Source organism: Lysobacter yananisis (genome assembly GCF_031199375.1).
Taxonomy (GTDB): Bacteria; Pseudomonadota; Gammaproteobacteria; order Xanthomonadales; family Xanthomonadaceae; genus Lysobacter; species Lysobacter yananisis.
Genome location: NZ_CP133568.1, coordinates 1,631,826 through 1,652,539, shown reverse-complemented (window position 1 = coordinate 1,652,539; position 20,714 = coordinate 1,631,826). Strand labels below are relative to the sequence as shown.

Here is a 20,714-nt window from a genome sequence, read left to right as displayed (position 1 = left end):
CGGTTACAGCCGGCGTTCATCGAATCGGCGCAGCGGTGGCGCGACGGCGAGGGCGCCCCACGGGTGCGGCGTCGGAGGGCTCAGCTATCGTCCGGTGCGCGGCTCTGACGGACGCGTCGCCCGGGAGCCGCGCCATATCAACGACTCGCCCGCCGCGGGCCGGACCCGCGTCGCGAGCGTTTGGTCAGAAATTTCCTACAGCGCGCCTCGTGTTCCCCCGAGGGTAAACAACTGCGTCATGCGTCACTTTATGCGCGCCCCGGCAGCACGATCCATGCGCCGGTTACGGACGCCGCTCACCACCGCTGTCGCTCGCGCGATCAGCCACACGATGGATCGCCGCCCTGAGCACGCGGCGAAGCTGGGCCGGGGCCTTTTCGTTCGCCATCCACGCGGGGCGTCATGATCTTCACGGTGCAACTCAACGAATCCACCTACCACGGCCGCACGCTGTCGTGCGACGTCGCCGACGAGCGCTTCGCCGATGCGGCCTCGGCGTCCGCGGCGGCCAAGGCCCAGGCGTTCGATCTGTCGATGCAACTGCGCGTGGCGGTGGCGATCCGGATCTTCGAAGACAGCCGCATCTACCTGTCGCACATCATGCCCGCGCCGCCGCGCTGATCTCACCACACGAATCTCCTCCACAGGCAGTCGCGGTGGGAGGGACTTCAGTCCCGACGCTCTTCGCTCCGCTCGCCGCGCATCCGCAATGCGAGCCCGATGCCTCAACGCTTTGGAATTCTTTCGCGCGATCGCGCTTTGCCTGATTCGCCGAAACGCGCGCGCTGCGCACCGTGCAACAACTCCGACGCGACATCACAACGCCGCCGCGCCGAACACGCGCGCACTTAGACGTGCATCCCACTTCATCGACGCCATCCGCCCGCGAGCCGCGCGCGAGGTGGGGGGGTGCGTGTGCCGCCGCGTTCGCTGCAATGGGGAATAGCTGCAACGGATGTGCCTTCACTCGTCGTAAGACGCATCCGCTGGACACGCTCACGCTCCCTGCCGTTGTGCAGTAACGCCAGGTGCGCGGCTGCGGCCGCGCATCGGCGCTTCGCGTTTCTTTCTCTTTTCGCTTTGCATGACCCGGAGACCCAATCCATGTCCATCAAGCACAAGGTGCTCACCGCATCGATCCTGCTCGCCATCACCGGCACCACCGCGACCGCGCTGGTGACCGCGCAGCGCGACCGCGACGCCGGCAACGCCGCCGCGGGCGCCAACGCGCAGGCCGCGGCCACTGCCGCCGCCGCGCGCAACGCCGCGCATGCGCCGGCCGCGCGCGCCAGCCTCGAACATCCCTTCGCCGACGCCGCGGCGCGCTCGGGCGCGACGCCGGTGGCGCAACTGGAACGCCACCCCGCGGTCGAGCGCGCGCGCGAACTGCTGCAGGCCGACAAGGCGCGCAATGCCGCCGCCCGCGGTCTGTCCGGCGCCGGCGCCGACACCGCGCTGGCCGCGGAGCGCTACCAGCCGCGCGATGTGATCGTCGAAGCCGACGGCAGCGAACACGTGCGCTTCCAGCGCGACTACCAGGGCCTGCCGGTGATCGGCGGCGACCTGGTCACCCATGCGCGCAACGGCCTGCTGACCTCGATCAGCAAGACCCTCGACCTCACCCTCGGCGACGGCGGCGCCGCGCCGAAGCCGAAGCTGTCCTCGGCGCAGGCCATCGCCGATGCCGGCGTGCATTTCGCCGGCCGCTTCCTCGAACAGCCCAAGTCGCGCATGGTCTATTTCGCCAAGGACAACCAGCCGACGCTGGCCTTCGAGGTGACCTTCCGCGGCCTCAACAAGGCCCAGCGCCCGGTCCACGAACTGCTCTACGTCGATGCCGGCAACGGCGACCTGCTCGGCCGCGACAGCCGCATCTACAGCGCCGAATCCACCGAGGCCGAGGGCTACACCGTCACCCGCGGCAAGGTCACCATCACCACCGCCAAGGTCGGCGCCGAGGAAAGCGACGGCCGCGGCGCGGGCTACCTGCTGCGCGACGACAAGCGCGGCGGCGGCACCACCCACAACACCGGCGGCACCGTGGTCGACCTGATCTTCGGCGGCGGCGACTTCAGCGCGCCGGCGATGTTCGATGCCGACAACATCTGGGGCAACGAGCAGATGACCAACATCGAGCGCACCGGGGTCGAGGCGCACTACGGCGTGGCGCGCACCTGGGACTACTACAAGAAGTTCTACGACCGCGTCGGCATCTTCGGCGACGGCGTCGGCGTGCAGAGCTTCGTCAACGTCACCTTCAGCTATTTCGGCGTCTTCGACCTGGGCGGCACCAACGCGTTCTGGGACGGCGACGCCAAGCGCATGGTTTACGGCAACGGCGACTTCGGCGTGTCGAATCCGGTGGTGGCGATCGACGTGGCCGGCCACGAGATGTCGCACGGCGTGACCCAGGCGACCTCGGGCCTGCTGTACTCCGGCGACGCCGGCGGCCTCAACGAAGCCACCTCAGACATCCACGGCACCCTGGTCGAGTTCTTCGACAACAGCCCGAAGGACCCGCCGGATTACCTGATCGGCGAGAACGTGAACCTCGACGGCACGCCGCTGCGCTACATGTTCAAGCCGAGCCTGGACACCGACGCCGCCGGCAACGGTTCGTTCGACTGCTACCCGGCCGCGGGTTTCACCGAGGAAGATCCGCACTACACCTCGGGCGTGGGCAACCACTTCTTCTACCTGCTCGCCGAAGGCCAGAAGGTGCCCAAGTCGCACCGCAAGACCGTGCTGGCCTCCGACCTGGTGTGCAACGGCGCGACCGGGCTCAAGGGCCTGACCCCGACCGTCGCCGGGCAGATCTGGTACCGCGCCAACACCCTGTACCTGACCTCGCAGTCGAGCTACCCGGATGCGCGCGTGGCGACCCAGACCGCGGCCCAGGACCTGGTCGACCGCGGCCTGCTCAAGGCCAGCGCGGTCAAGACCGTGGCCTGCGCGTGGGAAGCGGTGAACGTCGGCCTGCCGGAAGGTTCGGACGCAGCGCGCTGCAAGCAGTGAGCGACGGCGCCGGAGCTACGCGCTCCGGCGCTTCGTCGGTGAGTGGGATCGAAAACGCGAGCGCCGGGACGTTTCCGTCCCGGCGCTTTTTTTCGCACGCCAGCCCGTGTAGGAGCGGCGCGAGCCGCGACCGCGAATCGCGGACGACGGCGCAAGCTCGATGCCCCGCGGTCGCGGCTTGCGCCGCTCCTACAGGAAGACTTCGCGCCTTCTCGCGATCAACGCTGCCGCGGCATGGATTGGAAGTACCAGCCGTCGAACGAGCCGTTGTGGCCGCAGAATTCCGATGCGGGATGCGGCTGGCCGCGGACGTCGAGTTCCTGCACGCGCAGGGCGTTGCCGATGCGGGTCAGTTGCAGGCCGGTGCCGTCGGCATCGCCCTCGGCGCGCGCGAGCACGCGTTCGTCGCTGCCGCTGCCGCTGAGGTCCGCGTCGCACACCCAGCGCCCGTCGATCGGATGGGCCGCGTTGCCGCGCACCCGGTACACGCCCTGGGCGTCGCGGCTGATTTCCAGGCCGCCGGCGAAGTTGTTCCAATCGCCGACCAGGCCCTTGCGCGGGAATTCGCGGATCCGCTGCAGGTCCTTGAGCCGGCTGTCGAGCTGCTCGCGCAGCACCTTCGCGCGTTCGCCGCGCTCGGCCTGTTCGTAGGCCGCGTCGCGCACGCCGACGAACCAGCGCTGGTCCTCGCGCAGGCCCTTGACCGCGTCGCCGCTGAAGCGCGGCAGCAGCTTGGCGTAGAGGTGGGCGATCGCCGAATCGGTGCGCGCGGCGGCCGGATCGGCGCAGATGCCGCGCTCCACTGGCGTCTTGGCCTTGGCGCAGTCGAACGAGGGATGCGCCTTGCCGTCGTCGAAATATGCCTGGGCGGAGAAGTCCACCGTATCGACCTGGTCGCGCGCGACCCGGCGGTAGCGCGAGCCGTCGTCGATCTTGGCGTTGCACGCCGTCATCCGCGCGTCGCCCCATTGCAGCTCGGCGCCGCATTGCAGCAGGTAGCTCGGTTGTTTCGACGGCGTGCGCGGTTCGCAACCGTTCGCGCCGATCGAGCAGCCTTCCGGATCGAATTCGACCCGGCCGTCGACCACCCGGCCCTTGAACAGATTGGTGCCGCCGGTGTTGCTGGCGCGCCAGTTCCACGCGCCGCGGATCTGCGCGCCGCGCTGCTCCAGTTGCAGGCTCTGGCACCACAGCTCGCCGTCGTAGCGCTGGCAGGCCTGCCAGGTGCCGTCGAACGACGCCGGTGCGGCCGGCGCGGCCTGGGACACGACCGGCGCGGAGAACAGCGCGGCGACGGCGGCGATGCGGAACAACGAAATCGTCATGGAGCGTCCTGCCTCAGGAATAGAACGGAATACGCTGCAGCTTGTACACGCCATCCACGCGCTTGAACACACGCTGGCCGTGGAGGTCGTCGTTCTCCAGCAGGTACTCGCCCTGCTCGATCGCGCCCGGCGCCTGCACTTCGCCGTTCTCGTCCTCGCCCGAATCGCGCTTGCGCGAATACGCGCGCACGCGGTTGGCCTTGAGCGCGGCGCGCACCGAGGCGGTGAGGATGCGGTCGTACTTGGCCGCCACTTCGGCCGCGTCGCGCGCGCTGGCCGACTGCTGGCGCTGCTGCGCGTCGCAGGGGTCGTTGCCGGGCAGGCAGCTGCTGCCATGGCTGAAGTCTGCGAACGGGCGCGCGGTCATCTTCGCCACCGCGGCGCGATCGTCGGCGGCCACCGCCTTGCGGAAGTCGGCGATGAAGATCTTGAAGTCGCCGTGGCGGTCGTAGCGGTAGGCGTTCTTGTCCTTGGCCGGCGCGGCCGGCGGCGGGGCCTGCTGCGGCAATGCCTGTGCCCAGTCGCGGCGCATCTGCGCGATGCGCTGCTGGTAGGCGCTGCGGATGCAGGCCGGATCGCGGCATTCGTTGCGGCCTTCGAGCCAGCGCGCGTTCTCGGCCGCGATCGGATCGAGCTGCTTGCCGGTCTCGCCGTCGACGCCGCGGGTCTCGGCGCGGATCTGCCGGTAGAGCTCGTTCATTTCGCTGTCCAGGCGCGACAGCTCGGCGTCGGCGCAGATCGTCTTTTCGACCTGGGTGCGCGCGCGGCGGCAATCGAAACCGGCGGCCTGGCTCAGGCCGGCGACGGCGAGCAGGGCCAGCGCCGCACCGGCGCGCAAAGCGTGGGATCGGAACATGCGGAATCCTTGCAGGGGAAGGGAAGCGCGAACGGCCCGGCGCGATCCGCCGTGGCGGGCATCGCGCAGGCGGGCGGCGGGCGGTCGGGCGGAAGACGGCGGCGGCGTGGGCATCCTTGCGGGGGCGTCCTTACGAAAGCGTTCTCGGCCGGTGCGCCTTCGCTGGCGCGCGGTGGATAAGCGAGGACTCGGCGAATGCGGCGGAGAACCCCGTGCTGTGGATAAGCCTGGGCTGTGGATAAGCCCGGGGCTGTGAATAAACACGTCCCCGCCGATGCGCTGTCGTCGCCTGCGTCGCCAACCAGACCCGGCGGTCGCGGATCGGCCGCCGCGCCCGGTCCGCGGCGCGCAGCCGCATTGTCGGCCACGCCGCGCGCGGGTGCCAGCGCGCGGGCGCTGCGGCCAGAGTCGGCCACATGCCACGGCGCGGCCGCCGCGCGCTCACGCGATCGGCTGGTACTGGAACAATCGCTCGCCGATGAAGTCCAGGAACACCCGCAGCTTCGGCGACACGTGCCGGTGCGCCGGCCACAGCGCCCAGAACTGTCCGCGCTGGGTCTCGAATCCCGGCAGCACCCGCTGCAAGCGGCCGGCGGCGAGGTGCTCGCGGACCAGGAAATCCACCGAGTAGACGATGCCCAGCCCGTGCACCGCCGCCTGCACCGCCGCTTCGCTGTTGTTGCACACCAGCGCCGCCGGCAGGTGCGGCGCGGTCTCGCCGGGCGCCAGCCGCAGCGACCATTCCTGCAACTTGCCGCTGTTGGCGAAGCGGAAATGGATGCAGTCGTGGCCGGCCAGATCGGCCGGCGCGCGCGGCTCGCCGCGCCGGGCCAGGTAGTCGGGCGCGGCGCACAACATGAAGCAGAACGGGCCGAGCCGGCGCGCGCGCAGGCGCGAGTCGGGCATGTCGCCGCTGCGGATGGCGGCGTCGAAGCCGCCGTCGATCACGTCGACGATCTGGTCGTTGAAGTCCAGCTCCAGCTCGACCTCGGGATAACGCTGGCGGAACTCGCCCAGCACCGGCATCAGGAAGCGATAGCCCACGGTCGGCAGGCCGATGCGCAGGCGCCCGCGCGGCGCCTGCATGGCGTGGGTCAGCGCGGCCTCGGCGTCTTCGAGTTCGTCCAGCAGCGGCTTGCAGCGCTCGTAGAACTGGCGGCCTTCCTCGGTCAGCTGGACGTTGCGGGTGTTGCGCTGGAGCAGGCGCACGCCGAGCTGCTGTTCCAGCCGGGCCACGCTCTTGCCCACCGCCGAGGACGAGACCCCGAGCTGGCGCGCGGCGGCGACGAAGCTGCGCGCATGGGCGGTGCGGACGAAGGCGAGCAGGCTGCCGAGCTTGTCCATGCGGCGATTCTCGACGGGTGGGGTAGCAGCCATTATGTCCGTTCGCTCCGCAAAGCTTGAACCGGAGCGGTGTTTTTCGCCGATTGCGGCCTGCCTAAGCTGTGGCACCGCCCCCACGGCCCTGTCCCATGCCTTCATCGAATCCCGCCGCCGCGCCCGCGCGCGGCCGCCACGACCGTTTCTGGATCCTCGGCGCGATCTGCCTGGCCGGGCTGGTCCTGCCGCTGAGCTTCACCGCCCCGCCGGTGGCGATCCCGGCCATCGCCGCCGAGCTCGGCGGCAGCCCGGTGGCGCTGAACTGGATGACCAACGCCTTCATGCTCGCGTTCGGCAGCTGCCTGATGGCGGCCGGCACGCTCGCCGACACCTACGGCCGCAAGCGGGTGTTCGCCACCGGCATCGTCGCCTTCGCCGCGGTCTCGCTGCTGCTGGCGCTGGCGCCGAGCCTGGCCGCGCTGAATGCGCTGCGGGTGCTGCAGGGCGTCGCCGCGGCGCTGGCGCTGGCCGGCGGCAACGCCGCGCTGTCGCAGGAATTCCACGGTCCGGCGCGGATCCGCGCCTTCAGCCTGCTCGGCACCGCGTTCGGTCTGGGGCTGGCGTTCGGGCCGAGCCTGGCCGGCTGGCTGGTCCAGGCGCAGGGCTGGCGTTCGGTGTTCCTGTCGAGCCTGGCGATCGCGGTGCTGGCGACCGTGTTCGGCCTGCCGCGCATGCGCGAGTCGCGCGATCCCGACGCCGGCGGCCTGGACTGGCGCGGCAGCCTGAGTTCCACCGCGATGCTGGCGCTGCTGACCATCGGCGTGCTGGAAGCGCCCGAGCGCGGCTGGGGCGATCCGTGGGTGCTCGGCGCGCTGATCGGTTCGGCGCTGCTGCTGGTGTGGTTCGTGCGGATCGAGAACCGGGCGCAGCGTCCGATGCTCGACCTGAGCCTGCTGCGCTACCCGCGCTTCGTCGGCGCACAGTTGCTGCCGATCGGCACCGGGCTGTGTTACCTCGCGCTGATCGTGCTGCTGCCGGTGCGGCTGATCGGCATCCACGGCCTGGGCACGCTCGACGCCGGGCTGATGATGATCGCGCTGTCGGCGCCGATGCTGGTGGTGCCGATGCTGGCGGCGGTGCTCAACCACCGCGTCGGCGCTTCGACTTTGTGCGCGGCCGGCCTGTTGCTGGCCGCGGCCGGGCTGGCCTGGCTCGGCTGGGCCGCCGGCCGCGGCGAGGTCGCCGGCCTGGTCGCGCCGATGCTGTTGATCGGCACCGGCTCGGCGATTCCGTGGGGCCTGATGGACGGCCTGGCGATCAGCGTGGTGCCCAAGGAGCGCGCCGGCATGGCCGCGGGCGTGTTCGGCGCCAGCCGGGTGTCGGGCGAGGGCATCGCTCTGGCGATCGTGGCCGCGGCGCTGGCCGGGCTGCTGCAGTGGCGGCTCGGCCAGGGCGGCGCGGCCGCCGGCGAAGCGCTCAACCAGGCCGCGCAACGGCTGGCCACCGGCGACGCCGTACGCGCGCAGGCGCTGTTGCCGCAATTCGCGCCGGCGGCCTTGCGCGCGGCCTACGACAGCGCGTTCGCGTGGCTGATGTATGCCTTGGCCGGCGCGACCGCGGTGGTGGCGTGGGTGGTGTATGCGTTGCTGGGGCCAGTGGCGGAACCGGCCGCGCAGATGGCGGCGTCGGCGGAAGCCCTGTGCGAGGACGGCGTGCGCTGAAGCTGCTGGCGGTCTGACAAGAAAGCGTCGGGGCTGAAGCCCCTCCCACAGCAGCGGCCCCAGCCACGGCGGCGGCCCCAGCCACGGTGGCTGCTGTTGTGGGAGGGGCTTCAGCCCCGACGCTCTTGTTCCCGGTCGCGACGATCGCGGCCCTCAGAACAACTCCATCTGCGGCGTAGGCTTGCGCGGCGCGACGAACCGGCTGGTGTCCAACGCCGGCAAGCGCCCGAACCCGTGCCGCTTCCACGCCTTCTGGAAACGCTGCTCGATCAGCTGCGCGAACGGCCCGTGCCCGCGCATGCGGTGGCCGAAGCGGCTGTCGTAGTCCTTGCCGCCGCTCATCTGCTGGATCAGGCTCATCACGTGCTCGGCGCGGTCGGGGTAGTGCAGGCGCAGCCAGTCGCGCCAGACCTGCTTGAGTTCGTGCGGCAGCCGCAGCAGCACGTAGCCGGCGGCGCGCGCGCCGGCCTCGTGCGCGGCCTCGAGGATGCGCTCGATCTCGCCGTCGTTGATCATCGCGATCACCGGCGCCACCATCACGCCCACCGGCACCCCGGCCTGGGCCAGCGTGCGCATCGCCTTGAGCCGCGCATGCGGCGCCGAGGCGCGCGGCTCCATCCGCGCCGAGAGCTGGTTGTCGAGCGTGGTCACCGAGAAATACACCGACACCAGGCCGCGCTGCGCCATCGACGCCAGCACCTCGACGTCGCGCACGATCGAGGCGTTCTTGGTGATCAGGCTGAAGGGATGCGAGCAGGCGTCGAGCACCTCGATCACCCCGCGGGTGATGCGGAAGCGGCGCTCGATCGGCTGGTAGGAATCGGTGTTGATGCCCAGCGCGATCGGCGCGCACTGGTAGCCGGGACGCGCGAGTTCGTTCTGCAGGCGCTCGGCGGCATTGGTCTTGGCGAACAGCCGGGTCTCGAAGTCCAGGCCCGGCGACAGTTCCAGATAGGCGTGCGAGGGCCGGGCGAAGCAGTAGACGCAGCCGTGCTCGCAGCCGCGGTACGGGTTCACCGACTGGCCGAAGGCGATATCGGGCGAGTCGTTGCGGCTGATGATGCTGCGCGCGGTTTCCTCGGTGACCACGGTGTCCGGGCGCGGGGCGAGGTCGGCGTCCTCGTAGACCGAGCCCCAGCCGTCGTCCTCGCCGTGGGCGGTGCGCACCGCGAAGCGGCCGTCGACGAAGCTGGCCGCGCCGCGGCCCTTGATCGCCGCCGGCTGCATCGACAGCCGCGCTTGGGAGAGCTGGGTTTTGCGCGCCGAATCCATGCGTCCCAGGCTACGCCGGCGGCGTCGCAGCGGACGCGACAGGAAAGCTCAGGCGCTGAACCGCTCAGGCGGGTCTGTGGATAAACATTCGGGTCGGGGTTGTGGACAACTCGGCCCGCAAATAAACGCATTCAGCCTTATCGACAGCAGTTATCCCCAGCCGACCCCGTTCAGGAAAACCCGCGCCAGCCATCGCTTTGCGCAGGTTTGCACACAGCGCTGCCCACTACTTATCCCCAAGCTTGCCGGTGTTCTGTTTCTCGCGCCGCGACGCGACGCTGGTGGAGTTTCGAGCCTTGATGCGGGAGCGGCGCAAGCCGCGGGGCCGCGAGGCCGCGGACTCGCGGCGGTGGTCGCGGTCCGCTAGGTTTTGCGCGGCGAAGCGGGAGCCAAGCAAAGCTTGCGGCGTTTGTGTGGTGTCGCGGTCGCGGCTCGCGCCGCTCCTACAAAAGCGGCGACCGCGAGGGCTCAGTCGATCGCGAAGGTCGCGTTGACCGTGGCGTTGACGCTGATCTGGCCCACCGCCAGCGCCCCGCCCTCGCCGCCGACTTCGCCGCCACCGCCGCCGCTCTGCTGGACCACGTTCTGCAGCGCCTGCCCGCCGAGGTTGCCCCAACCGCCGCCGCGCCACCAGCCGCCGGAATACGACTCCGAGGCGCTGTAGACCGCGCCGCGGCGCACGCCCAGTTCGCGCGCCAGGGCGTCGGCCTTGTCCTGCGCGGCGCGGATCGCCAGCGCGCGCGCCGCGTCGCGGTGCTTGCGCAGTTGCGAGGTGCGGAACTCGATCCCGTGCACGTGCTGCACGCCGTTGGCCAGCAGCCCGGCCAGCACCGGCTCGAACGCGTCGACCTTGGCCAGGCGCACGCCGATGCTCTTGCGCACGATGTAGAACTGCGGCCGCAGCTTGCTGGCCAGGTCGCGCTCGTAGCTGTATTGCGGCTCGATGTTGAGGTAGTCGGTCTGCACGTCCTTGTCGGCCACGCCGTGCGCGCGCAGGAATGCCAGCGCCTTGGCCACATCCTTGTCGTTCTCGCGCCGGGCCTCGTCCAGGCCGGCGGCGCGCGACTCCACGCCCACGCTCAGCAACACTTCGTCCGGCGGCACCTTGACCTCGGCCGAACCGGACACGCTGATCAGGCGCGCCTGCGACCCGGGCGCCGCCGGGTACGCGGCAGGTACGGCGGCGGCAGGTACGGCGGCGGCAGGCACGCCGGCGGCCGATATGGCGGCGGCCGGTATCGCGGTGAGCAGGGCGGACAACAACAACCAGCGGGCGAGACGCGGCATGGGCTTGCTCCAGGTGGATGGCAGGGTCGGTCATGGGCCAACGCATGCAGGGTGGCGGCGGGGTCGAGGCAGGGCGGGGCGGGCAGTGGCGGCGTATGCGCGGTGTCGCGGTCGCGGCTTGCGCCGCTCCTACAGGGAGAAACGTAGCTCGCGCTGGCTCCCTGTAGGAGCGGCGCAAGCCGCGATCGCGAACCCGCAAGCTCGCGCCGGCCGCCGCGATCCGCCCAGCGCCTTTGCGCCAACCCGAAACATCCCCGATCGCCGGGGCCCAGCCAGACCCACCCCAGCGTCGCGCCCGGATCGCCTGCGCGCATGCCGCGAACACCGCCCGAATCCACACTTCCGGCTGCCACGCCGCCGGGCTAGCCTAGCCCGGCGCCGGCCGCGGCCGCGCCACCGTCCGATGGAGCTCCCCGTGCCCGACTCGCTGACCGCTGTGTGGCAGGACCTGATCCACATTCCCCACATCGGTTTCTACCTCACCGCCGGCTGGGCGGTGTACCTGGTCTGGCTGGGCACCTGGATCGTGCTGCAGAAGCGCGAGCCGGTCGCGACCCTGAGCTGGTTGTTCAGCCTGGCCCTGTTGCCCTACATCGGCTTCCTGATCTATTTCTTCTTCGGCCCGCAGCGCATCCACCGCCAGCGCCTGCGCCGGGTGCGCGCACGCGCCGCGCTGCCGCCGCCGCCGCCCGGGCTGACGCCGTCGCCGGAAGCGATCGAACTCTCGCGCCTGGGCCAGGCCACCACCGGCCTGCCGCCGACCACCGCCACCGACGCGCGCCTGCTGATCGACGGCGGCGCCAAGTACGCATCGCTGCTGGCCGACATCGCCCAGGCGCGCGAGCACATCCACCTGGAGTACTACATCTACCAGCCCGACGGCATCGGCACCGCGCTGCGCGACGCGCTGGTCGAACGCGCCCGCGCCGGGGTCAAGGTGCGCCTGCTGCTCGACGCGGTCGGTTCGGGCAGCACCTCCAAGCGCTTCCTGCAGCCATTGCTCGACGCCGGCGGCGAGGCCGCGTGGTTCCATCCGATGAAGCTGCGCTGGTTCTGGCACCGGCCGTGGCTCAACCTGCGCACCCATCGCAAGATCGTCGTCATCGACGGCCGCGTCGGCTACACCGGCGGCATCAACATCACCGACGAGGAAGACGAACGCGCGCGCAAGGACGCCTACCGCGACCTGCACCTGCGCCTGGAAGGCGACGTGGTGCGCGAGCTGGAACTGGTGTTCATCGAGGACTGGTGCTACGCCACCGGCCAGCCGCCGCTGAAGCAACTGCACCTGGCGCCGCAACCGGGCACGATCGCCGCGCAGGTGGTCAGCTCGGGGCCGGACTCGAACTGGGAAGCGATCCACCGCGTCCACGTCGGCGCGATCCACGCCGCGCGCCGGCGGGTGTGGCTGGTGACCCCGTACTTCGTCCCCGGCGAAGCCGCGCGCATGGCCCTGACCTCGGCCGCGCTCGGCGGCCTGGACGTGCGCCTGCTGGTGCCCAAGCTCAGCGACAGCCGCCTGGTCACCTATGCCGCGCGCTCCTACTTCGACGAGCTGCTCGAAGCCGGGGTCAAGATCCACGAGTACGGTCCGCGCATGCTGCACACCAAGGCGCTGCTGTGCGACGACGAGAGCGTCATCATCGGCTCGGCCAACTTCGACCACCGCAGCTTCCGGCTCAACTTCGAGATCTCGGTGATGTTCTACAACGCCGACGTCGCCGGCCGGCTGGCCACGCTGATCGAACAGGAATGCTCGCGCGCCCCGCGCGTGCGCAACGACCGCAACCGTTCGCTGTGGCGCGTGCGCCTGCCCGAAGCGCTGGCGCGGCTGGTGTCGCCGCTGCTTTGAGCGGCAGGTTGCGCGAATGCGGCCGCTGCCTTCGGGCGGCGGGCGGGCGGGCGGCGGGACCTCACTCTCGCGCCGACGATTGAGGGAACGCGGTCGCGGCTTGCGCCGCTCCTACAATCGGGTCGCGCGCAATCGGGTCGCGCGGCAACGCTTCCTCCGGCCGTGCGCGATGCCCCGCCTGCCCCTTGCAGGAGCGGCGCAAGCCGCGACCGCGCCGCCCCGATCTCGCGCCGCTTCCTGCCACCCGTCCTCAATCTCAACCGCCACTCCGCCCCGATGTGCCGACGGTCGCAGCCGCGCCTCGCCCCGGCTGTCGCCTGCATCGGCCCGCGCTACACTCGACCCGGGCCCGTCCGAGGCCCCGGCCGGACGCGAGCCAGCGACCGGCCCGGACAGGGGAACGCCGATTTCGTCAGGGAGCACGCCGTAATGCCTTGGGTTTATCTGTTGCTGGCCATCGCCGCCTTCGGGCTGGCGCTCAAGACCACGTCGCCCGGGCTGATGGCGATCGGCCTGATGGCCGCGCTGGGGCTGTTGATCGTCGGGGTCATGGGCCTGCTGGCGCGGCGCCTGGACAACAGCAGCCGCGACGTGTCCTCGATGGTCGACCCGGCCGAACTGCGCCGCCTGCGCGAGCAGGCCGAGGCGCGCAAGCTCGCCGCCAGCCAGTCCGAGCCGCCGGCGCGCTGAGCCGCGCCGCGGCCGGTTCCTCTTCCACGCGCCGCGCCGGCCCGCGCCGACGGCGGCCAGATTGCGTACTCGCCGCGCTCCGCGGCGCGCGCTAGGCTTTGGCCATGACCGTCCTGAGCGTCAACGTCAACAAGATCGCCGTGCTGCGCAACTCGCGCGGCGGCGCCGAGCCCGATGTGGTCCGCGCCGCGCGCGCCTGCCTGGACGCCGGCGCCCACGGCATCACCGTGCACCCGCGTCCCGACGCGCGCCACATCCGCGACTACGACGTGTACGCGCTGGCCGAACTGGCCCATGCGCGCGGCGTCGAATTCAACATCGAAGGCAATCCGTTCGCGCCGCCGCGCGCGGGCTATCCCGGCATGCTCGAACTGTGCCGGCAAACGCGCCCGGCCCAGGCCACCCTGGTGCCCGACGGCGACGACCAGCTCACCTCCGACCACGGCTTCGACTTCCAGCGCGACGCCGACGCGTTGCGCCCGCGCATCGCCGAACTGCGCGAACTGGGCTGCCGCATCAGCGTGTTCGCCGACGCCGACCGCGACGGCATCGAACGCGCGGCCGAACTCGGCGCGCAGCGGGTCGAGTTGTACACAGGCCCGTATGCCGAAGCCTTCGCCGCCGGCGATGCCGGCGCGGCGCTGGCCGCCTTCGCCGACGCGGCGCGCCGCGCCCAGGCCGCCGGCCTCGGGGTGAACGCCGGCCACGACCTCAGCCAGGCCAACCTCGGCGCATTCCTGCGCGCGGTGCCGGACGTGCTGGAGGTGTCGATCGGCCACGCGCTGATCGGCGAGGCCTTGTACGACGGCCTGGACGCGACCGTGCGCGGCTACCTGGCGGTGATCGCCGGCGCTCGCTGAGCGATTCGCATCGGGGCGAGGTTCGGCGATCGCCCTGTCGGTTTCCTGTTGTGTTGTTCGCGAGCGCGTGTGGATAAGCGTGCGACGCTTCGGCGCGACATTGTTTTTCGTCGCGGCAATTGGTGTCCGCGGTGGTTCGGATCGGCGACGTGCGGTCTGTGGATAGCTTCGGATCCGGTCCGAGGTCGCGACAGAAACCTGGGCCGTTCGCTTGCGCGGCCTGTGGACAAGCCCGATAGAGCGCAGCGTTCGCGGACGGCGAGGCCGATACACGCTCGGGAAATCGCAATCTCAGCCACCGTCCTCGGCGGGAGTCAGTCCGAATCCTTCGCGCTCGGGCGACGCGAATCGCTTCGGCGAATCTCGCCTTGTGGACAAGTTTGGAGCGCACGTGCGTCGCACGCGATGGCTGCGATGTTGCCGATAGGCGTCCGGTGCTTGTGGATAAGCGGCGGCTCTCGTCGCGGGCGTCGATGAAGATTGCGCGTCTGCGCGCCGTCGCAAGCCCGGTCAAGCGACCTGTGGACAAGCACGTCTCCAACCGAGCAACCGCAGCGATGTTTCGCGCGGCCATCGGCCTGCCGCACCTACTGCGCGAACGCCTGCGACACGCGGCGGCATAGCGAAGTCCCCCATGTCAGTCACACGGCGATGCAGTCGTGCAGATCCCTGTGGACAACCGCGCCCGACATCGCCGCGCACCCTCGAGCGAGAGCCGGGGCCATCGCGGTCACGCCAGATTCGGACAAGTGTCGCCTGCGTGTTGCGATACGCCGCTCACGTCGCAGCCCGGCGCGCTTCGTACACAGGCGTCCGGGTTCGCGGCGTCTTGTGGACAACTCTTGTCATAAGTTTTCCAGGCCGTTCATGAAAATGCTTAATTCCAGGCATTTCTCTGGCCTATCCGCACGCTTGGATCGATGTGGACAACTGCGTGGGTTGCGCGCGGGGATGCGCGCCATCGACAGATCGATGAGATCGAAGCCGCGACGCCATACGTCCATGTGTGGACAACTCGCCTCTGTCGCTGCGGCGGCACTGGCCCGGATCGCCGTTCGCCGCGTTTCCATCCGCGCACATCGGGCGTGAGCCCCGACGTTGGCGCCGATCTTCAACGATGCCGATCTTGTCGCCGATTCGAGGTTTTCCACGGCGATGCTCGGTCGGCGCTGTGGACAACTGTCGGTGGCAGTTCAGAGCGTCTGGCATGCCCGGTCGCAGGTCTTTCTCCATGACAAATCCATTGCGAGCGTGTCGCGCGACACATCGTGCTTGTGGAAAACCGGTTTGCGGCGGTAGCGGCGACGGCGGGCATCGCGCGAGGAGCGCTGTTGCTGCGCGTTATCCCTTCAGGCGCCATGTGTGCCACGACCGTGCGATTGCGCAGCTTGCGTCGTCGGTCGCGGTTCGTGGTCGCGGCTTGCGCCGCTCCTACAACGACTCCATGCGGATTCTTTGCCGTTTGAGTGGCGAACCGAAGCGCGTGGTGGAGCGTTCGTGCATGTCGCTGCCGCGCCCATGCCGCCGCCAAGCATGTGGATAAGAGCGCCTCGCGATGCGAGCCGCCTTAGCGCATGCGCATCTTCGACGCGCGGATCGCATATCGCTCGATGCGCGACGGTGGATACACGCGTCCGTGCGAGCATTCCGCGCTGTGCATAAATCTCGCAGGCGCACACTCGATGCCGCACCGCGAGGGCTGTGGATATCGACTGTGGACAATTCCAGCGACGCGGCGCCGATCCAATGCCCGCTGCAAGCGCTCGGCATCCGCTCCTTCGCTGTGGATAAACCGTAACGTCGACAAAAGAAAACGGCCGCCTTTCGGCAGCCGTTTTCCCTAACGCCGACGCAGCGCGCGCTCGGCGCCGCGCAAGTGGGCGACTACTTGGTCGAAAGATTACGGATCCCGGCCTCGTCGGCCGCCGCCAGCGCCTGGGCGAAGGCCTGGTAGTCGGCATCGGCGTTGGCATCCACGGTCAACACCGTTTCGGGGTTCTCCACGGCGAGGGCGGTCAGCGCTGTGGACAACTGCGCCCGGGTCAGCGCGCGTCCGTCCAGGACGAAGCTGCCGTCCTGCTGCACGTTCAACTCGGCTTTCGGCGACGTCCGTTCGGGAGCCGGGGTGGGCACCGGCAGGCTGAGCTTGAGCTGCCCGGTCACCGCCGGCGCGGTCACCATGAAGATGATCAGCAACACCAGCATGACGTCGACGAGCGGGGTCACGTTGATTTCGGCCACGGTGTCGTTGCCGAAGCGACCGGCGGGGGAATACGCGGTAACGGCCATGAGCTACCTCCATCCTTGGGGCGGGATACCCGGCTCCACGTTAGGCCCGGCGCCGGGCGGTGCGCAAGCACGAGGCGAGGGCAGGGCGGCAGAACCGCGCCGACGAGGTTTATCCACAGACGGCGGAGTTATCCCCGACCCGGGCCGCGCTGGTTGGCCATCAGCGCGAACGGGGTCGCTTCATGGCTGCGGGCCATCCATCCGTTTCCGACTTATCCACATACCGCAGCTTATCCCCAGCCCGGCCGGCTCAGCCTGCTCGGCAATAGGTTTCACGTTTATCCGCGACCGCTCCCGGACCCGGCTTATCCACAAACCTGCGGCGGCTTTCCACCCCGGCCGATGCAGAAAAAAAAACGCCGCCCAGACGGGCGGCGTTTCACGACGGTAAGCGTCGGTTCCGAACGGATTACTTCTGGACGAAACCGATCTTTTTCATGTCTGCGTTTTTGGCGTAAGCCAGCACCTTGGCGAGGACGCCGTATTCGGCGTCGTCGTTGGTGTCGATTTCTAGCAGAGGTTGGTTGGTGGGATCGCGCTGCACCGTTTCGTTCATCAGCCCCGGGATCGCCGTGAGCGGCGTGGGGTTGTTGTTCCAGAACACCTGGCCGGTCGCGTCGATGCGCAAGGCGATCGGCGGCGGCGGTTCGGAGGTCTGCGGCGGCGGGTTGAGCGTCGGCTGCGGCAAGTTGACGTCGATCGGATAGGACACCGTCGGCGCCGTGACCATGAAGATGATCAGCAGCACCAGCAGCACGTCCACGAGGGGCGTGACGTTGATGTCCGAAATCGCGCCGCTATCGGAGGAGTTGTTGCTGAAAGCCATGTTTCCAGTCTCCGATTAGCGTTCTTTGATCGCGACGAAGCCGACCTTACGCATGCCTTGCTTCTGCGCGATGGTCACCACGTTGTTGATCGTGCGGTACTTGGTGGTGCGGTCCCCGCGGACGTTGATCGACGGCTGCGGGGTTTTCTGCGCTTCGACCGAAAGACGGCTCTCGAGCTGGTCGGCGGTGATCGGCTCGTCGTTCCAGTAGATGTGTCCGTCTTCTTGAATCGACAGCGTGATCGGCGGCGTCTTCGGCGCTTCCTCGACCTTCTTCAGCGTGGCCTCGGGCAGCTTGATTTCGACCTTATGCGTCATCAACGGCGCCGTGATCATGAAGATGATCAGCAGCACCAGCATCACGTCCACGAGGGGCGTGACGTTGATTGTGGCCATCGGGCCGCCGGTGTCGCCTGAACTAAAGGCCATGTCCGAACTCCAGGAGCTACGCTAAAGGGGAGACGTGTTGCGGATTAGCGCTTGTTCGACACTTCGCCGACGCGCGAGCCGGTGGCGAAGAAGTCGTGCAGATCGTGCGCGAAGGTGTCGAACTTGTTGTTCGTCACGCGGTTCAGACGCACGAAGAAGTTGTACGCGAGCACGGCCGGGATCGCGACGAACAGACCGATCGCGGTCATGATCAGCGCCTCGCCCACCGGGCCGGCGACGGCCTGGATCGACGATTCGCCCGAGGCGCCCAGGCGCAGCAGGGCGTGGTAGATGCCCCACACGGTGCCGAGCAGACCGACGAACGGAGCGGTCGAACCGACGGTGGCGAGCACGGTCAGGCCGGCTTCCAGGCGCGAGCTTTCGCGGGTCACGGCCTGACGCAGGGCGCGATCGACGAACTCGGAACGGTTCAGCGACTCGACCAGGCGCGAACCTTCGTGGCGCTGGTGGTGAGCGGCGGCCTGGGCGGCGTCCAGGGCGATCTTGGAGAACGGCTCGCTGCGCGGCTGCTCTTCCATGTAGCGGATCGCGTCCTGCGCGTTCGGGGTTTCCCAGAAGGTGCTGACGACGCGGTCGGAGGAACCGCGCAGGCGCAGGTTCTTGACGAAGTTGATGACGATCCAATAGACCGACAGAACCGACATCAGCGTGAGCGTGATGAACACGATCCAGCCGACGAGGTCGAAGTTCTGCAACAGATGCGAGAAGCTCATCTGCTGGAGCGCTTCAGCGTTGGAGCCTCCGGCGGCGGCGGTGGTGGTTTGCTGCAGCATGACGCTTACCTTTGAATGTCGTGGAAAGGAAGAAAGGTTTTACGCGGAACGAACGGCACAACTAGCAACTAGCGATCCAGCCGAACCCGATCAGTTCGGCGGGACGAAATCGACGGGGACGCGGACGCGGCTGGCGACCGGCTGACCGTTTTTCATCTCGGGGTTGAAGCGCCACTTGCGTGCGGCATCCATGGCCGCGCGGTCCAGATTGCGATTACGGCTGGACTTTTCGACCTGCACGTCCAGCACGTTGCCCTGGCCGTCGATGCTGATCACGAGGACTACGGTACCGCCTACGCCCTGGCGGGCTTCGGTCGGCGGGTACTTCGGCGGGTTCAGGCGGCGCGAGGACGGGTCCACGCTGGAACCGATGTCGCTGGCGGCCGTCGGCGGCGCGGGCGGCGCCGGCGGCGGAGCCGGCGGATCGACCGGGCTCGGATCGAGGTTCTCGATCGGCGGCTGTTCCGGCGGCGGCGGCGTCGGGGTCGGACGCGGCGGCGACAGTTCCTTCGGAGGCTGCTTGATCTCCTTCGGCGGCTCCGGCGGCGGGGGCGGCGGCGGGGGCGGCGGCGGCGGCGGCTTGATGATGTTCACCATCGTCACCTCCTCCTTGTCCTGCTGCTGGGCAGGCGGAGTCATCGGGGCCAGCAACAACAGCAACGCCGCAGCATGCACGGCGATCGCGCAGGTGATACCGGCAATACGTGCCCAGTTCAAACCTTCGCGGTCGTCATCTTTCCTAACTTGGAGTTCGAGGTCTTGCGTCATGCCGTCAGCTCGGGAGGTGTTACCGGACGCCTGGGCGCCTCGGGCCATCGTTCGGTTCCTGCAACCGTTTCCAGTCGCGGGAACCTCCTAGCATATACCAAACCGCGTCACAGGTTTACAAGCGCGGATGGGCCTGCACGCTGAAATTACTTGCCTTTCAGCGCGAGAATCTTTTTGGCGTCGTCGGGCTTTTTCACGCCCTTCGCGATCGCCTGCTTGGCGGCTTCCTTTGCCTCGGGAATGCGGTCTTCCTGCCACAGCACGCGGGCGAGATTCAGGTACGTCTCACCGTCGGGCGCGAGCGGAGCCGCTTTCTTGTATGCGTCGATCGACTTATTGGCTTGCTCGGAGAAGTAATAGGACTGGGCCAGGGCCACGTAGGCCTGGTAATCCGGCTTGAGGACGCCTTTCTCCAGGCCCTCGTTGATGACGTTCGCCGCTTCCTTCTCCTTACCGTCGAGATTCAGGTAGGTGGAGTAGAGCTGGCGGTAGTCCTTGTCTTCGGTGAACTGGCCGGCGGCGCGCATCTTCTCGAGCACGGTCGCGGCCTTGTCGAGCATGTCCGACTGCGAATAGACCGCGGCGACGTTCATCTGCGCGCGCTTGTCGTTCGGGTTCTTGGCGGCGATCTGCTCGGCGATCTTGGCCGCTTCGGCGCCCTGGTTGTTCTCGACGTAGGTCGCCATCAGCAGCTGCAGCCATTCCGGCTTCGCTTCCGGGCTGCCGTCGACGGCCTGCTTGATGACCTTGGACGCGTCGGCGTAGCGCTCCAGGCGGTACAGCGCGTTGCCCTTGACGATCAGGTGCTCGGGCTTGGTGCTCTTGGACTCGTTGAGGAAACGGTCCATGGTCGCCAGCGACTCGGCGTACTGGTCTTCCTGCAGCTGCAGCTGGGCCAGCACGAACATGCGGTCGAAGTGGCTGTTGTTGTCGAGGCCGTTGGTCTCGATGGCCTTCTTCAGGTAGTCCATCGCCGCCTTGTTGTCGTCGGCGTCGTAGGCCACCTGGAAGCCGATCTGCGCGGCGAAGGAGCGTTCGTAGGCGTTGAGACCGGTGTCGGCGATGATCGCGTCGGCCTGGGCGCGGGCCTCCGGGAACTTCTCCTTGTCGTACGCGTCCATCATCTTCTGCAGCTTGGCGCCGCCCTTGGACGAGGCCTTGGCTTCCGGCGAGGTGCGGGTCGCGTTCGGGTACTGGTTCTCGGCCGGCTTGGCCTTGCCGCCGCTTTCCTTGGCCGCGCGGCGCTGGGCGCTGCGCTCGGAGGCGCTCTGGGCATTGACCTGGGTGACGGCACCGAACGCCAGCACCGCACCGATGGCGGCGGCGAGCAGGGTGGTGCTGCGTCGGGTGGGTTGCTTGCTCATGGACTCACCTTGAAGGGTTCAGCGGCCGCAGACGGGGCCTCGCGGC

19 protein-coding genes and 1 pseudogene are annotated in these 20,714 nt (G+C 69.0%); 6 read left to right on the top strand and 14 right to left on the bottom strand.

Annotated features, from left to right (window positions below; translation table 11 throughout):
• Positions 1–402 precede the first annotated feature (402 nt).
• On the top strand, positions 403–621 hold the full coding sequence (locus RDV84_RS07005; RefSeq protein WP_309152889.1) for a hypothetical protein: 219 nt from the start codon (positions 403–405) through the stop codon (positions 619–621).
• Here the strand turns inward: RDV84_RS07005 and RDV84_RS27305 are convergent.
• Positions 599–817 carry a DUF6053 domain-containing protein gene (locus RDV84_RS27305; RefSeq protein ID WP_486624528.1) on the bottom strand — a complete coding sequence of 73 codons (219 nt, stop codon included), beginning with the start codon at positions 815–817 and terminating at the stop codon, positions 599–601. The genes RDV84_RS07005 and RDV84_RS27305 overlap by 23 nt on opposite strands.
• 287 nt (positions 818–1,104) lie before the next feature.
• On the opposite strand from RDV84_RS27305, the gene RDV84_RS07000 reads away from it, so the two are divergent.
• Complete coding sequence (locus RDV84_RS07000) at positions 1,105–3,015, top strand: M4 family metallopeptidase (RefSeq protein WP_309152888.1); 1,911 nt, start codon at positions 1,105–1,107, stop codon at positions 3,013–3,015.
• Between the two features lie 218 nt (positions 3,016–3,233).
• Here the strand turns inward: RDV84_RS07000 and RDV84_RS06995 are convergent, their stop codons facing one another.
• The 3 genes from RDV84_RS06995 to RDV84_RS06985 all read right to left on the bottom strand — a co-directional run bounded on the left by RDV84_RS06995 (position 3,234) and on the right by RDV84_RS06985 (position 6,540).
• Positions 3,234–4,340 carry a lysozyme inhibitor LprI family protein gene (locus RDV84_RS06995; RefSeq protein WP_309152887.1) on the bottom strand — a complete coding sequence of 369 codons (1,107 nt, stop codon included), beginning with the start codon at positions 4,338–4,340 and terminating at the stop codon, positions 3,234–3,236.
• Between the two features lie 13 nt (positions 4,341–4,353).
• Complete coding sequence (locus tag RDV84_RS06990; protein ID WP_250448532.1) at positions 4,354–5,196, bottom strand: lysozyme inhibitor LprI family protein; 843 nt, start codon at positions 5,194–5,196, stop codon at positions 4,354–4,356.
• A gap of 441 nt (positions 5,197–5,637) precedes the next feature.
• A complete protein-coding gene (locus RDV84_RS06985; RefSeq protein ID WP_057949715.1) occupies positions 5,638–6,540 on the bottom strand; it encodes a LysR family transcriptional regulator in 903 nt (300 codons plus the stop codon).
• Between the two features lie 128 nt (positions 6,541–6,668).
• Here RDV84_RS06985 and RDV84_RS06980 point away from each other — a divergent pair, with 128 nt between their 5' ends.
• Positions 6,669–8,237 carry an MFS transporter gene (locus RDV84_RS06980; RefSeq protein ID WP_309152886.1) on the top strand — a complete coding sequence of 523 codons (1,569 nt, stop codon included), beginning with the start codon at positions 6,669–6,671 and terminating at the stop codon, positions 8,235–8,237.
• A 91-nt stretch (positions 8,238–8,328) separates the two neighbouring features.
• Here RDV84_RS06980 and RDV84_RS27300 read toward each other — a convergent pair.
• The 3 genes and pseudogenes from RDV84_RS27300 to RDV84_RS06970 all read right to left on the bottom strand — a co-directional run.
• A pseudogene (locus RDV84_RS27300) lies at positions 8,329–8,394 on the bottom strand (DUF6053 domain-containing protein); the annotation flags it as partial.
• The gene (locus RDV84_RS06975) at positions 8,391–9,509 is read right to left on the bottom strand and encodes a PA0069 family radical SAM protein (protein ID WP_309152885.1); all 1,119 of its coding nucleotides are present in this window, start codon (positions 9,507–9,509) and stop codon (positions 8,391–8,393) included. The gene RDV84_RS06975 and the pseudogene RDV84_RS27300, both read right to left, overlap by 4 nt.
• Before the next feature lie 468 nt (positions 9,510–9,977).
• Positions 9,978–10,796, bottom strand: coding sequence for an SIMPL domain-containing protein (locus tag RDV84_RS06970; protein WP_309152884.1), 819 nt, complete (start codon positions 10,794–10,796; stop codon positions 9,978–9,980).
• Positions 10,797–11,199: 403 nt separating this feature from the next.
• Here RDV84_RS06970 and cls point away from each other — a divergent pair, with 403 nt between their 5' ends.
• The 3 genes from cls to RDV84_RS06955 all read left to right on the top strand — a co-directional run bounded on the left by cls (position 11,200) and on the right by RDV84_RS06955 (position 14,198).
• Entirely contained in the window at positions 11,200–12,648 is a 1,449-nt protein-coding gene (cls, locus tag RDV84_RS06965) for a cardiolipin synthase (protein ID WP_057949719.1), read from the top strand.
• 429 nt (positions 12,649–13,077) lie between these two features.
• Positions 13,078–13,338: a hypothetical protein gene (locus RDV84_RS06960; protein WP_057949720.1), complete on the top strand. Its 261-nt coding sequence runs from the start codon at positions 13,078–13,080 to the stop codon at positions 13,336–13,338.
• 104 nt (positions 13,339–13,442) lie between these two features.
• Positions 13,443–14,198, top strand: coding sequence for a pyridoxine 5'-phosphate synthase (locus RDV84_RS06955; protein ID WP_078996102.1), 756 nt, complete (start codon positions 13,443–13,445; stop codon positions 14,196–14,198).
• Between the two features lie 845 nt (positions 14,199–15,043).
• On the opposite strand, the gene RDV84_RS06950 is transcribed toward RDV84_RS06955, so the two are convergent.
• The 7 genes from RDV84_RS06950 to RDV84_RS06920 all read right to left on the bottom strand — a co-directional run bounded on the left by RDV84_RS06950 (position 15,044) and on the right by RDV84_RS06920 (position 20,668).
• A complete protein-coding gene (locus RDV84_RS06950; RefSeq protein ID WP_138885499.1) occupies positions 15,044–15,349 on the bottom strand; it encodes a hypothetical protein in 306 nt (101 codons plus the stop codon).
• 733 nt (positions 15,350–16,082) lie between these two features.
• A complete protein-coding gene (locus RDV84_RS06945) occupies positions 16,083–16,487 on the bottom strand; it encodes an ExbD/TolR family protein (protein ID WP_309152883.1) in 405 nt (134 codons plus the stop codon).
• 409 nt (positions 16,488–16,896) lie between these two features.
• Positions 16,897–17,313, bottom strand: a complete 417-nt coding sequence (locus tag RDV84_RS06940) for an ExbD/TolR family protein (RefSeq protein ID WP_057949723.1) — start codon at positions 17,311–17,313, stop codon at positions 16,897–16,899.
• A 15-nt stretch (positions 17,314–17,328) separates the two neighbouring features.
• Positions 17,329–17,742, bottom strand: a complete 414-nt coding sequence (locus RDV84_RS06935) for an ExbD/TolR family protein (RefSeq protein ID WP_057949724.1) — start codon at positions 17,740–17,742, stop codon at positions 17,329–17,331.
• 44 nt (positions 17,743–17,786) lie between these two features.
• Positions 17,787–18,536: a MotA/TolQ/ExbB proton channel family protein gene (locus tag RDV84_RS06930; RefSeq protein ID WP_057949725.1), complete on the bottom strand. Its 750-nt coding sequence runs from the start codon at positions 18,534–18,536 to the stop codon at positions 17,787–17,789.
• A 90-nt stretch (positions 18,537–18,626) separates the two neighbouring features.
• A complete protein-coding gene (locus RDV84_RS06925) occupies positions 18,627–19,304 on the bottom strand; it encodes an energy transducer TonB (RefSeq protein WP_057949726.1) in 678 nt (225 codons plus the stop codon).
• 146 nt (positions 19,305–19,450) lie between these two features.
• Positions 19,451–20,668 (bottom strand): tetratricopeptide repeat protein, encoded by a 1,218-nt coding sequence (locus RDV84_RS06920; protein ID WP_057949727.1) that lies wholly within the window; start codon positions 20,666–20,668, stop codon positions 19,451–19,453.
• Positions 20,669–20,714 lie beyond the last annotated feature (46 nt).